Genomic DNA, 12647 nt, shown 5'->3' with positions numbered 1-12647 from the left:
CCCTGCGCTTTACCGGGGCCTGTCCCCGCTTATACTTTCGCCTGCCCGGGACGTGACGCCGCTATCGACGGCGCGACGCCCGCTATCGAGGAGGAAAGCGCATGAAGGGCTGGACCCGATTGACCCTGGCCGCGTCGGCGGCCGCGTTGTTGCTGGCAGGCTGCGCGGGGCCGCGCTACGGCGAGATCGCCGCGCAGATCCCCACCATCGAGGCCGGCAACGGCCGCATCTACGTCTACCAGCCCGCTCAGGCGGACGGCAGCGGCAGCGCCGCCGAACCCGCGATTCTGGTCGACGGCCGCAAGATCGGCCGCTCCAAGCCCGGCCGCTTCTTCTTCGTCGACCGCCCTGCAGGCAGGCATACGGTTGCCACCGCCACCGACAAGAAGGCGGGCAGGGCCGCCCTGGACGTGCCCGTGGACGCCGGCCAGACCCGCTATGTGCGCACCGAGGTCGTGGCGGGCACCCAGGTGCTGCGCCTGGAAGACGATGCCGACAAGGCGCAACAGGACATGGCGGGCTTGCGCTATTGGGGCGCGGGCTGGCGCGACCGCGAAAAGCTGCGTTACTGATCGGGCCGGCTGAACATGCGCCCGGTCCAAATGGCCGGCGCTGTTCTTGACATATATACTTACATGATTTGCCGGAGGGGTTCATGGCGTCCTCAGTGCTCATTGATTGCCTGACGCGACGCGTTCGGGGATTGCTGCTGTGTCTTGGCATCGCGGTCTTGGCGGGCTGCGCCTCCGGCGCGCCGCAACGGGTCAGTCTGGTGCCCGTGGCCGCGGACGAGATGGCGGGGGCTGTGCATCTCTCGCGTGATGTCACGGCTTCGCTGCCGAGCGGGACGACGGTGACGCTGGCATCGGGCTCGCAATGGCGCCGTACGGGCGCCATCGTGCAGGGCGACGTCTACCGTGCGCTGGCCGGGGCATTCACCATCCCGTTGCCTCGGCAGACCGAGGCCAACCTGGTGGCCTCTTCCGGCAAGCTGGTGGGGTTTTACCTGCCGAGCGACGGCACCTACATCGCGTTATCGCGCCCGGTGCCGTTGCCCGTGCCCCAGCGGCAATGACCGATTGATAACAACGTTGTAGTGGAGAAGAAGAAATGAAACGCGGGATCAGAATGTTGGCCGCCGTAGCCATTGCGGCAGGCGTGTTGGCGGGTTGCGGGGGCGCCCGGTATCGGGACGTGGCCGGGAACATACCCGTGATGGTGCCGGATACCGGCCGGATCTATTTCTACCAGCCGCCCGCGCCGGGCAGCGTGCTGTCCAGCCAGCCCTATCTGCGGCTCAATGGCCAGAAGGTCGGGCGGTCCAAGCCGGGCAGCTTCTTCTACATCAATCGACCGGCCGGCACCTACCGGGTCGACACCATGCGCGAGAACGACTTCCTGACCTTCGATCTGGCGCCGGGCCAGACGCGCTATGTGCGCCTGAGCATCGAGGGCGTGGGCGGCAATTCGTCCAGCGTGGGCACCCAGGCCATGCGGCTGGAAGATTCCGAGACGCTGGCGCAGCAGGAAATGGCGCCGTTGAAATACTGGGGGGCGGGGTCGCGCGACCGCGTCAAGCTGCGGCCTTGAGCGAGGCGTGAGCGGCAGGCAGGCGTAGAGCGAAAGTTCCCCGGCTATGCCTGGCCTGCAGTTCGCCGTGCAGTCAGTAGAAGATCCGGGCGCGCCATTGGCGCGCCCGGATCGTTTTCAGCCGCGGTCCAGGCCGACTTCCTGCAGCACCGTGGTCGAGATCTCTTCGATCGACTTGGTGGTGGTGGACAGCCACGAAATGCCTTCGCGGCGCATCATGCGTTCGGCTTCGGCGACTTCGTAGCGGCATTGCTCGAGCTGCGCGTAGCGGCTGTTGGGGCGACGTTCGTTGCGCACCTCGGACAGGCGTTCGGGCTGGATCGACAGGCCGAACAGCTTGGAGCGATGCGGCGCGATGGTCGAGGGCAGGGTGCCGCGCTCGAAGTCGTCGGGCGTCAGCGGGAAGTTGGCGGCCTTGATGGCGTACTGCATGGCCAGGTAGAGACTGGTGGGGGTCTTGCCGCAGCGCGAGACGCCCACCAGGATGACGTCGGCCTGGTCCAGCTGGTTCACGAACTGGCCATCGTCGTGCGCCAGGCTGAAGTTGATGGCGTCGATACGGTTGCGGTACTTTTCAGAATTGGCCTGCATGTGCGAGCGGCCGATGGAGTGGCTGGATTTGAGTCCCAGCGCCTGCTCGATATGGCTGACGAAGGTGCCGAACAGGTCCAGGAAAATTCCGTTCGCCTGGCGAACACGAGCCAGAATGTCGGGATTGACCAGGGTGCTGAATACGATGGGCGGTACCCCGGCTTCGAGGGCGCTGCGGTCGATGCGTCCGGCGACTTCGGCGGCTTTTTCCAGCGTGTCGACAAACGGCAGCCGCACAGGCTTGAAATTGACTTCCTCGAACTGGGAAAGCACTGACTGGCTGAAGGTTTCCGCAGTGATGCCGGTGCTGTCGGAAACGATGTATACCGTGCGTACGATCGGGGTAGATGTCATGTGTAAAAAATTCCAACCAGGCAGATGGCCGACTGTGCTCGTACGAGTACAATCAGGCCCCTATAAGTCACCCCAAGGGCGGTCCAAGGCCAGTTTGGTCAGCGCAGTCGGATCGGCAATTTCCGGGCAGTTGCCGGGCGCCGAATCTGCATTGACCAAACTCGCTTTCATTCCATTGTAAAAGGTGACTTCAATGTCGTATGTTGTTTTGTTCGAGCAGCTCCGCATGACGGACGTGGACTCGGTAGGAGGCAAGAACGCATCACTAGGCGAAATGATCAGCCAGCTGTCTGGCGCGGGTGTCCGCGTACCGGGCGGCTTTGCCACGACCGCTGATGCTTTCCGCGACTTCCTCAAGGCCTCGGGCCTGGATAAGCGCATCGCCGAACGCCTGACCACGCTGAACCCCGAAGACGTCCGCGAACTGGCCAACGCCGGTGGCGAAATCCGCCAATGGATCGTCGACGCGCCGTTCTCGTCCGAATTCGAAGCCCAGATCCGCGAAGCCTTCGCCAAGCTCGACGCTGATGGCAAGGGCTCGTTCGCCGTGCGCTCGTCCGCCACCGCCGAAGACTTGCCCGACGCCTCGTTCGCCGGCCAGCAGGAAACCTTCCTGAACGTGGTCGGCATCGACGACGTGCTGGACAAGATCCGCCACGTGTTCGCTTCGCTCTACAACGACCGCGCCATTTCCTATCGCGTGCACAAGGGCTACGCCCACGCCGATGTGGCCCTGTCGGCCGGCATCCAGCGCATGGTGCGTTCCGACAAGGGCAGCGCCGGCGTGATGTTCACCATCGACACCGAATCGGGCTTCCAGGACGTGGTGTTCATCACCTCGTCGTATGGCCTGGGCGAAACCGTGGTGCAGGGCGCCGTCAACCCCGACGAGTTCTACGTCTTCAAGCCCACGCTGGCCCAAGGCCACTTCCCCATCGTCGGCCGCCGCATCGGTTCGAAGCTCATCAAGATGGAATTCGATCCCGAGCGTCCGGAAGGCCGCGCCGTGCGCACGGTGGACGTGCCCGTGTCCGAGCGCAACCGCTATTCGCTGACCGACGACGAGGTCAATGAACTGGCCCGCTACGCCGTCATCATCGAAAAGCACTACGGCCGCCCGATGGACATCGAGTGGGGCCGCGACGGCGTCGACGGCAAGATCTACATCCTGCAGGCGCGCCCGGAAACGGTGAAGTCGCAGCAGGGCGTCAACGACGTGCAGCAGCGCTACCGCCTGAAGGCCACCGGCCAGGTCCTGATCACCGGCCGCGCGATCGGCCAGAAGATCGGCGCGGGCCCGGTGCGCGTGGTCGGCGACATCTCCGACATGGACAAGGTGCAGCCCGGCGACGTGCTGGTCACCGACATGACCGACCCGAACTGGGAACCCGTCATGAAGCGCGCGGCGGCGATCGTGACCAACCGCGGTGGCCGTACCTGCCACGCGGCCATCATCGCGCGTGAACTCGGCATTCCGGCCGTGGTGGGTTGCGGCAACGCCACCGACCTGCTCAAGGAAGGCCAGGCCGTGACCGTGTCGTGCGCCGAAGGCGACGAAGGCCGCATCTATGACGGCCTGATCGAGACCGAAGTCGAGGAAGTGCGCCGCGGCGACATGCCCGCCATCGATCTGAAGATCATGATGAACGTGGGCAACCCCCAGCTGGCGTTCGACTTTGCCCAGATCCCCAATGGCGGCGTGGGTCTGGCTCGCCTGGAATTCATCATCAACAACAACATCGGCATCCACCCGAAGGCGGTGCTGGACTACCCGAACGTCGATGGCGAACTGAAGAAGGCCGTGGAATCGGCGGCTCGCGGCCATGCCAGCCCGCGCGCGTTCTTCGTCGAGAAGATGGCCGAAGGCGTGGCGACCATCGCGGCGGCGTTCTACCCGAAGCCGGTCATCGTGCGCATGTCGGACTTCAAGTCCAACGAGTACCGCAAGCTGGTCGGCGGTTCGCGCTACGAGCCCGAGGAAGAGAACCCCATGCTGGGCTTCCGCGGCGCGTCGCGCTACATCGCCGAAGACTTCGCCGAGTGCTTCCGCATGGAATGCGAAGCCCTCAAGAAGGTGCGCGATGACATGGGCCTGACCAACGTCGAGATCATGGTGCCGTTCGTGCGTACGCTGGGTCAGGCCGAGAAGGTCGTGAACCTGCTGGCCAAGCACGGCCTGGCGCGCGGCGAAAACGGCCTGAAGCTGATCATGATGTGCGAAGTGCCGTCCAACGCCATCCTGGCCGACGAGTTCCTGCAATTCTTCGACGGCTTCTCGATCGGCTCGAACGACATGACCCAGCTGACGCTGGGCCTGGACCGCGATTCGGGCATGGAACTGTTGGCCGCCGATTTCGACGAACGCGACGAAGCCGTGAAGTTCATGCTGCGCCGTGCGATCAAGGCTTGCCTGGCCGCCAACAAGTACGTGGGTATCTGCGGCCAAGGCCCCAGCGACCACCCGGACTTCGCGCAGTGGCTCAAGGACGAGGGCATCCTGTCGATGTCGCTCAACCCGGACACCGTTGTCGATACGTGGCAGCGCCTGGCCAAGCAGTAATCGCCAGCCGCCCATCAAAACCCGCGCCGTTTTCGGCGCGGGTTTTTTTATGGCGGCTCGTGTCTGTTCCAGCACTGCGTTTATGGCGGTTGCACGTTTGCGGGGCGAGCGCCGGGGACCGATTTCAGGCCCCGTTGGGCGGGACCCTGAAGCGTTCGATGATGCGTTTCTCGGCGCGTGCCAGCGTGGCGTGCGCGGCGGTCATCCAGCGGCGCAGGCGCCCGCCGGGACGGTCTGGCGGCAAGTCCATGGCGGTCTGTTCGGCCGGGGCGCGTGGGGGGGAAGGCGGGGTGTGGTTGTGCATGGGCAGGATGGTCGGCGATGGGTTAGCATCCGTAAAGTTGACTTTATTGACCTGATTAGTCAGAAAAACTGATGCGTAACCTCAACCTGGACCAGATCCAGACCCTGGTGGCCATTGCGGACCTGGGCACATTCGCCGCGGCGGCGCAGGCCTTGCACCTGGCTCCGCCGACGATCAGCCTGCACGTGAAAGAGCTGGAAGCGCGCTTGCAGGTCGCGCTGGTGGCCCGCGGACGCCGGCAAGCCGAATTGACGCCCGCGGGCCTGGCGCTGGTGCAAGCGGGCCGCAAGCTGCTGTCGGCCAGCGATGATCTGGTCGATCTGGTGCGCCGCTGCGCGGCAGGCGGGGGCGGGGTGGTAAGGGTGGGGGTGTCTGCCGGGGTGGGGATGCGGCGGCTGCCGCTGATGCTCGATGCGCTGGGCCGGCGCAATCCCGGGGTGGAACTGAAGCTGGAAGCGGTGGGCTCTGCCGAGGCGATGCTGCGCTTGCAGGCCGATACGCTGGATATCGGCATCGTCGCCAGCCCGCAGCCGGCCGCGGCGCGGGTGACGCTGACGCCTTGGCGCAGCGATCCCATGGTGGCGCTGGTGCCGCCAGACTGGGATGCGCCGGAGACGGTGACGCCCGAATGGCTGTCAACCCGGCGCTGGGCGTCCTTTGCGCCGGGCACGCAGATGCACGGCCTGATCGCATCCTGGTTCGGACAGGCCGGGCTGAATCCGCGGCCCTACCTGGCGCTGAGCTACCCCGAGGCCTTGAAGCGGTTGGCCGCGGCGAACCAGAGCGTGGCGATCCTGCCGCTGGAAGAGGTGGGCGATGAGCCGGACCGGATACGCCCTTTGTCGCCGCCGCTCATGCGGCCGATGGCGCTGGCGTACCGCAACGCACCGGCCCCCGGTGATGCCGTGAGCGCGGTGCTGGAGGTGCTGGCGGCGTTTGCGACGTAGGGGCCAGAAAGCGGCCAGAATGGGGCCCGGCAGGAATCAGGCAAGGGCGCGGCCCGTCCTGCACCGGACTGCCCGAAGCCGGGTGGCCCGGGACTAGGCTGCCAGCGCTTCGCGTTCGATCAGTTCGCGCTTGCGATCGATGCCCCAGCGGTAGCCTGCCAGCGAGCCGTCGGTGCGCACCACGCGGTGGCAGGGAATGGCCAGCGCGATGTTGTTGGTGGCGCAGGCGCGGGCCACGGCGCGTACCGCGCTCGGGGCGCCGATGCGTTCGGCAATGTCGGTGTAGGTGGCGGTGGCGCCCACGGGGATGTCGCGCAAGGCTTCCCAGACGCGGCGCTGGAAGGCCGTGCCGCGCACGTCCAGCGGCAGGTGCAGGCCCACCGAGGGGTTTTCGACGAAGCCGACCACGGCCGCCATCCATTGCTCGAATTCGCGGTCGGCGCCGATCAGCCGGGCCGCCTTGAAGCGGTCTTGCAGGTTGCGCACGAGTTGTTCGGGGTCGTCGTGCAGGGCGATCTCGCAGATGCCGGTGTCGCTGGCGGCGACCAGCAGCGCGCCCAGCGAGCACTGGCCGACCGCGAAGCGGATCTCGACGCCGGCGCCGTCCTTGCGGAAGGCCGTGGGCGTCATGCCCAGGATGGCGGGCGCGGCTTCGTAGAAACGGCCGCTGGAATTGAACCCGGCGCCGTACATGGCGTCGGTGACGCTGGCGCCTTGCCGCAATTGCTGGCGTGCGCGGTCGGCGCGCAGCGCGGTGGCGTAGGCCTTGGGGGTGATGCCCGTGGCCGCCTTGAAAATACGGTGGAAATGGAAGCGGCTCATACCGGCCTGTTCGGCCAGCGTGTTCAGGTCGGGCGGCTGTTCGGCTTCAAGCGCGCGGCAGGCGCGTTCGACGGCGGCGGCGTGCTGCTTGCTCAAGGGGGCGGCTTGGGTCATGAGGGGCTCCAGGGCGCGGGAATTGACGCGCTTTTGGGTATGTTCTCAAAGGCCGCCCCGTGCCGCACTCCGGTTGTTGCGGGCGGGGCCGACGACCCGGCACGCTGCCGGGCAGGGGGCTCAGGCCGGCGCGTAGGCATCCAGGAAGCGCCGCACCAGTTCGCCGGACACGGGCGTGGCGCGCACGTTGGCCGACAGGCCGGGCACGTCGAGGTTTTCGGCGGCATAGCGGCGGCCGAAGCGTTCGAGGTGGGCGCGGACGAAGTCGGGGCCGAATTCGGGGTGGAACTGAGTCGAGAAGATGTTGCGGCCGATGCGGATCATCTGGTGTTCGTCGAGATCGGAGCGCGCCAGCACGGCCGAGCCGGGCGGCGGCTGCAGCACGGTCTGGGCATGCAGCATCTGGGCGGGGAAGGTGGGCGGCAGGCCGGCCAGCAGCTTGTCGCCGCTGGCGGCGGGCAACAGTTCGACGGTCTGGGTGCCGACTTCGCGGCCGGCCGGGTTATAGCCGACCTTGCCGCCCAGCGCGTGGGCCAGCAACTGGTGGCCGTAGCAGACGCCGAACATGGGCAGGCCGGCGGCGGCGGCTTCGCGCAGCCAGGCGGCGGTGTGTTCGCTCCAGGGTTCCAGGTCGGTGACCATGGCGGGCGAACCGGTGATGAGGGCGGCGCGGTACTGGTCGGGCGCGCGGGGGCGTTCGCCGTTGTGGACGGCGACGACTTCGAGGGCGTCGGCGGCCAGGCCGGAGGCCCGGGCGAGTTGTTCGGCATAGCCGCCGAACTGGCTCTTGAGCGTGTCGTCCGGATCGCCCGTGTGCAGGATGAGGACGGGGCGGACTGAGGGTATTGCAGCGGTCATGGGGGCTTATGCGTTGAAGATGCCGGGCGCCGGAGTCGGGCCGGATGGCGAACGCCAGCGCACATCATAATCCAGGCGATTGTCCGGGATGGGGCCGGATGGCCCCCGTTGTGTCCTGGAAATCCGTACAATCCGCTGAACGACTCATCCTTTCAGGCGAATTCGACTATGTGGATATGGCTGGGACTGGCCGCGCTGGCCCTTATCGGGGAATTGGCGACGGGAACGTTCTACTTGCTGCTGGTGGCGCTGGGACTGGCCGCCGGTGGTGTCGCGGCATGGCTGCTGGCGGGCCTGGAATGGCAACTGGTGGCCTGCGGCGTGGTGCTGCTGCTGGGCCTGTTGCTGCTGCGCAAGACGCGCGTGCTGAAAAAGCGCGAGGTCAACGCCGCCCGCAACGCCGACGTCAACCTGGACATCGGCCAGACCGTCAAGGTGGAAGCCTGGGCGGCCGACGGTTCGGCGCGCGTCTGGTATCGCGGCGCGCACTGGCAGGCGCAACTGGCCGAGGGCCAGCCCGCCCATGCTGGCGAGCACGTCATTACCGAAATGCGCGGCACATGCCTGGTCCTGACGCCCAAGGGCGACCTGGCCGGGGTCGCGCACTGACAAGGATTCCCCACGAAGGCATACCCCCAATAAGGAACCCCCGCATGGCCAGTCGGTCTTGCCGCGCGGGCGGCTTCCACGCAAGACCCAGGCCCGCCCCAGGCGGCGCCGGCCGCAGCAGGCGCCCTGGCTATCGCGGGCAGGAGCGCCACCGCATTCACCCCAGAAGAGGCTCTACATCATGATCGATACTTCCACTATCGTCCTGCTCGTCATCGTCGCGCTGGCGATCCTGATCGTCATCCGGGCGATCGCCATCGTTCCCCAGCAGCATGCCTGGGTGGTGGAACGGCTGGGCAAGTTCGACCGCGTGCTGTCGCCGGGCGCCGGCTTCGTGATTCCGTTCATCGAACGCGTGTCCTACAAGCATTCGCTCAAGGAAATCCCGCTGGACGTGCCGAGCCAGGTCTGCATCACGCGCGACAACACCCAGCTGCAGGTGGACGGCGTGCTGTATTTCCAGGTGACCGACCCGATGCGCGCCTCGTACGGTTCGTCGAACTACATCTCGGCCATCACGCAGCTGGCGCAGACCACGCTGCGCTCGGTGATCGGCAAGATGGAACTGGACCGCACCTTCGAAGAGCGCGATTCCATCAACAGCAACATCGTCTCGTCGCTGGACGAGGCCGCGCTGAACTGGGGCGTGAAGGTGCTGCGTTATGAAATCAAGGACTTGACCCCGCCCAACGAGATCTTGCGTTCGATGCAGGCGCAGATTACCGCCGAGCGTGAAAAGCGCGCGCTGATCGCGGCCTCCGAAGGCCGCCGCCAAGAGCAGATCAACATCGCCACCGGCGAACGCGAAGCTGCCATCGCCCGTTCGGAAGGCGAGAAGCAGGCCCAGATCAACCAGGCCCAGGGTGAAGCCGCCGCAGTGCTGGCCATTGCAGAAGCCACCGCCAAGGCCATCACGCAAGTGGCTGACGCGGTGCGCCAGCCGGGCGGCATGGAAGCCGTGAACCTGAAGGTGGCCGAGCGCTACGTCGAAGCCTTCGGCAACGTGGCCAAGGAAGGCAATACGCTGATCTTGCCGGCCAACCTGGCGGATGTCGGCGGCATGATCGCGTCCGCCATGACCATCGTGAAGTCCACCCGCAACACCTGACCCGCGCGCCGCAAGGCGCACCGCCCATGATCGCTCCCGTTCATTTGCTGTCGATAGCAGTGCTGGCGGGGGTGCTCTCGCTCTGCGTGCTGGGGTCCCTGGCACGCAGCGGCATGGCGGGGATACCCGAGACCATACGCGCCAACCTGCTCACGCTGTTGGCGTTTTTTTTATTCGGCCTGCAGGTGACCGAGGCGCCGCGCTGGCTGTCGATCCTGCTGCCCAACGCGCTGATCGGCCTGGCGCTGTGCGCCTACTACACCGGCATCCGCCGCCTGATGGGGCAGCGCGTGCCGCGGCGTCTGATGCTGCTGGCCTGCGCCGCCGCCTGGCTGGTGGTGGCCGGCTACACCTATATCGACAGCCAGGTGGCGCCGCGCATCGTGGCGATGTCGACGCTGCAGATGGGTTTCATGTTCGCGGTTGCCATGGGGGTGCGCTGCGGCATGCCGGTGAACCGCTCGCGCTACAGCTATTACTTCGTGTGGTCGGTGGCGATGATCTCGGGCCTGACCTGCGGGCTGCGGTCGCTGGTGTTTGCGTCGGGCGTGGCCCCGGCAGAATCGCTGCTGGCGCCTACCGCCTGGAACATCCTGTTCATGACGCTGGGCGTGCTGGCAATGCCTTGCCTGACGCTGGGCACCATCATGATCATCCACGACCGCATGCTGGCCGAGCGCGAGCAAGAGGCCAGCACCGATTTCCTGACGGGCCTGATGTCGCGCAAGGCGTGGTGGCTGCAGGCCGAGCGTTACTGCGCCCAGGCGCTGCGCACGCGCCGACCGCTGGCGCTGATGGTGCTGGACATCGACCATTTCAAGCGCATCAACGACACCCATGGCCATGCCGCGGGCGACGCGGTGCTGCGCCATTTCGGCCTGCTGGCCACCGCCACGCTGCGCACGGGCGACCACGTGGGCCGGGTAGGGGGCGAGGAATTCAGCGTGCTGTTCGCCGACATGCGCAGCGACGCGGTGATGGACGTGGCGGACCGGCTGCTGGATTCGGTGCGGCGCACGCCCTGTGCGCACGGCGGCAGCACGATCGCGTATACGTTCAGCGCCGGCGTGGTGGACTGGCTGCCGGGCGAGAACCTGCAAGCCTGTTTCGAGCGCGCCGACCGGATGCTGTATGCGGCCAAGCAGGCCGGGCGCAATCGGGTCGTGGGGCCGGGCGGCGCGGTCGTGGAACTGCCCGCGCTGCCGGCGGCGGCCTAGAAGGTGTCGACAGGCCGGGGTCAGTCGGCCTTGCGGGGGGCGCGGGTGTCGTGCTTCATGATGCGTTCTTTCTCGCGTTGCCAGTCTTTTTCGCGCGCCGTGTCGCGCTTGTCGAACAGCTTCTTGCCGCGGCCCAGCGCGAAGTCTAGCTTGATGCGGCCGTTCTTGTAGTGCAGGTTCAGCGGCACCAGGGTGTAGCCGCGCTGTTCGACCTTGCCGATCAGCTTGCTGATTTCCTCGGCCTTGAGCAGCAGCTTGCGCGTGCGCATGGCATCGGGATGGATGTGGGTGGACGCCGTGGGCAGGGGGCTGACGTGCATGCCCAGCAGGTAGAGTTCGCCGTCGCGCACGATGACGTAGCTTTCCTTGAGCTGCACGCGGCCATCGCGGATCGCCTTGACTTCCCAGCCTTGCAGGACCAGGCCGGCCTCGTAGCGGTCTTCAATGAAATAGTCGTGCGTGGCCTTGCGGTTATCGATAATGCTCATCTTGTTTTGCCCATCTTTCTTGGCCCATCTTGTTGGGGCGGCCGACGTGTTGGTCGAATTTTTGTCGACTGGAAGATCGATGCTGACGTTGGCTTTGCAGCCGACTTGGCGATCGTCTGTCTACCGCCGTTTTGGCCTGGAGGGCGCGGTGCCGGTAAAATCCTGTCATTCTAGCCATTTGCGATAGTCGATGCACAAAGTACAGCGATCCGTCCTGGTGCCTTACAGCGCCGCCCAGATGTTCGACCTGGTGGCCGACGTGGAAAAGTACCCCGAGTTCATGCCGTGGTGTGGCGGCGCCGAGGTGCAGACCCGCGACGAACACGGCATGCAGGCCTCCATCCTGATCAGTTTCGCGGGGATGAAGCAACGCTTCACCACGCGCAACACGCACGTCTATCCGGACCGCATCGATCTGGAACTGGTCGATGGCCCGTTTTCCAGCCTGGTGGGGCATTGGGAATTCCAGCCCCTGGCCGAAGACGCGTGCAAGGTCTTGTTCACCATGGAATACGCGTTCTCGAACCGTGCGCTTGAAATGGTGGTGGGGCCGGTGTTCAACCGCATCGCCACCAGCTTCATCGATTCCTTCACCAAGCGGGCGCAGGCCAAGTATGGCGAATGAGGCATCCGCCGATGGCCTGATCGGCGTCAGCGTCTGTTATGCCTTGGCCGCCCAGGTCTGGCTGCGCGATCTGCGCCTGCCGGCCGGGTCGACGGTTGCCGATGCGCTGCAGGCCAGCGGCTTTGCACAGGCCTTTCCGGTGGTGCAACCCTGGGAGCGGGGCGTGGGCGTGTTTGGCCGCGCGGCTGAGCCGCAGACGCCGCTGGCCGATGGCGACCGGGTCGAGATCTACCGCGGCCTGTCGTTCGACCCGAAGGAATCACGCCGCCGCCGCGCCGAACACCGGCGCGCCAAGACTGCCCGCAACGGGCGGGTACGGCCGGCCGGGCTGCTGTAGCGAAGGCGTGCGGCGCGGCGCCTGGCGCCGTCATCCGTGCAGGCGGGGCCGCGCCGCCGCCACATTGTCATCAATAGGACAAATTCCGCCGCCGCTTCCGGCGTAACATTATCGTCACCGCAC

At 66.2% G+C, this 12647-nt stretch carries 15 protein-coding genes; 10 read left to right on the top strand and 5 right to left on the bottom strand.

Annotated features, from left to right (window positions below; translation table 11 throughout):
• Positions 1-101: 101 nt before the first annotated feature.
• The 3 genes from U858_RS0119440 (at position 102) to U858_RS0119430 (ending at position 1590) form a co-directional block, all read left to right on the top strand.
• The gene (locus U858_RS0119440; protein ID WP_025138829.1) at positions 102-572 is read left to right on the top strand and encodes a DUF2846 domain-containing protein; all 471 of its coding nucleotides are present in this window, start codon (positions 102-104) and stop codon (positions 570-572) included.
• Between the two features lie 83 nt (positions 573-655).
• Entirely contained in the window at positions 656-1075 is a 420-nt protein-coding gene (locus U858_RS0119435; RefSeq protein WP_232786566.1) for a hypothetical protein, read from the top strand.
• 35 nt (positions 1076-1110) lie between these two features.
• Positions 1111-1590 (top strand): DUF2846 domain-containing protein, encoded by a 480-nt coding sequence (locus U858_RS0119430; RefSeq protein ID WP_025138827.1) that lies wholly within the window; start codon positions 1111-1113, stop codon positions 1588-1590.
• Between the two features lie 117 nt (positions 1591-1707).
• Here the strand turns inward: U858_RS0119430 and U858_RS0119425 are convergent, their stop codons facing one another.
• Positions 1708-2535: a pyruvate, water dikinase regulatory protein gene (locus U858_RS0119425; RefSeq protein ID WP_025138826.1), complete on the bottom strand. Its 828-nt coding sequence runs from the start codon at positions 2533-2535 to the stop codon at positions 1708-1710.
• A 193-nt stretch (positions 2536-2728) separates the two neighbouring features.
• Between U858_RS0119425 and ppsA the strand changes: the two genes are divergently transcribed.
• A complete protein-coding gene (gene ppsA / locus U858_RS0119420; protein ID WP_025138825.1) occupies positions 2729-5095 on the top strand; it encodes a phosphoenolpyruvate synthase in 2367 nt (788 codons plus the stop codon).
• A 124-nt stretch (positions 5096-5219) separates the two neighbouring features.
• Here the strand turns inward: ppsA and U858_RS0119415 are convergent, their stop codons facing one another.
• Complete coding sequence (locus U858_RS0119415) at positions 5220-5399, bottom strand: hypothetical protein (protein ID WP_025138824.1); 180 nt, start codon at positions 5397-5399, stop codon at positions 5220-5222.
• Between the two features lie 71 nt (positions 5400-5470).
• Here U858_RS0119415 and U858_RS0119410 point away from each other — a divergent pair, with 71 nt between their 5' ends.
• Positions 5471-6346 carry a LysR family transcriptional regulator gene (locus tag U858_RS0119410; protein ID WP_025138823.1) on the top strand — a complete coding sequence of 292 codons (876 nt, stop codon included), beginning with the start codon at positions 5471-5473 and terminating at the stop codon, positions 6344-6346.
• 93 nt (positions 6347-6439) lie between these two features.
• On the opposite strand, the gene U858_RS0119405 is transcribed toward U858_RS0119410, so the two are convergent.
• Both U858_RS0119405 and U858_RS0119400 read right to left on the bottom strand, forming a co-directional pair.
• Entirely contained in the window at positions 6440-7282 is an 843-nt protein-coding gene (locus U858_RS0119405) for a bifunctional transcriptional activator/DNA repair enzyme AdaA (protein WP_025138822.1), read from the bottom strand.
• A gap of 120 nt (positions 7283-7402) precedes the next feature.
• On the bottom strand, positions 7403-8140 hold the full coding sequence (locus tag U858_RS0119400; protein ID WP_025138821.1) for a glutamine amidotransferase: 738 nt from the start codon (positions 8138-8140) through the stop codon (positions 7403-7405).
• Positions 8141-8308: 168 nt separating this feature from the next.
• Between U858_RS0119400 and U858_RS0119395 the strand changes: the two genes are divergently transcribed.
• The 3 genes from U858_RS0119395 to U858_RS0119385 all read left to right on the top strand — a co-directional run bounded on the left by U858_RS0119395 (position 8309) and on the right by U858_RS0119385 (position 11074).
• Positions 8309-8749, top strand: coding sequence for an NfeD family protein (locus tag U858_RS0119395; protein WP_025138820.1), 441 nt, complete (start codon positions 8309-8311; stop codon positions 8747-8749).
• A gap of 181 nt (positions 8750-8930) precedes the next feature.
• Positions 8931-9857 carry an SPFH domain-containing protein gene (locus U858_RS0119390; protein WP_025138819.1) on the top strand — a complete coding sequence of 309 codons (927 nt, stop codon included), beginning with the start codon at positions 8931-8933 and terminating at the stop codon, positions 9855-9857.
• Positions 9858-9883: 26 nt separating this feature from the next.
• On the top strand, positions 9884-11074 hold the full coding sequence (locus U858_RS0119385) for a GGDEF domain-containing protein (protein WP_025138818.1): 1191 nt from the start codon (positions 9884-9886) through the stop codon (positions 11072-11074).
• Positions 11075-11094: 20 nt separating this feature from the next.
• Here U858_RS0119385 and smpB read toward each other — a convergent pair whose 3' ends face one another.
• Complete coding sequence (gene smpB, locus U858_RS0119380; protein ID WP_175194351.1) at positions 11095-11643, bottom strand: SsrA-binding protein SmpB; 549 nt, start codon at positions 11641-11643, stop codon at positions 11095-11097.
• Between the two features lie 109 nt (positions 11644-11752).
• On the opposite strand from smpB, the gene U858_RS0119375 reads away from it, so the two are divergent.
• On the top strand, positions 11753-12187 hold the full coding sequence (locus U858_RS0119375) for a type II toxin-antitoxin system RatA family toxin (protein ID WP_006223413.1): 435 nt from the start codon (positions 11753-11755) through the stop codon (positions 12185-12187).
• Positions 12177-12524, top strand: a complete 348-nt coding sequence (locus tag U858_RS0119370; protein WP_025138816.1) for an RnfH family protein — start codon at positions 12177-12179, stop codon at positions 12522-12524. Before U858_RS0119375 ends, U858_RS0119370 begins: the two co-directional genes overlap by 11 nt.
• The last annotated feature ends 123 nt before the right edge of the window (positions 12525-12647 follow it).

It is taken from the genome of Achromobacter sp. DH1f, from assembly GCF_000633435.1.
In the GTDB taxonomy this organism is placed as follows: domain Bacteria; phylum Pseudomonadota; class Gammaproteobacteria; order Burkholderiales; family Burkholderiaceae_B; genus Achromobacter; species Achromobacter deleyi.
The sequence above is the reverse complement of the archived record's forward strand: the minus strand, read 5'-3'. Positions and strand labels throughout refer to the sequence as shown.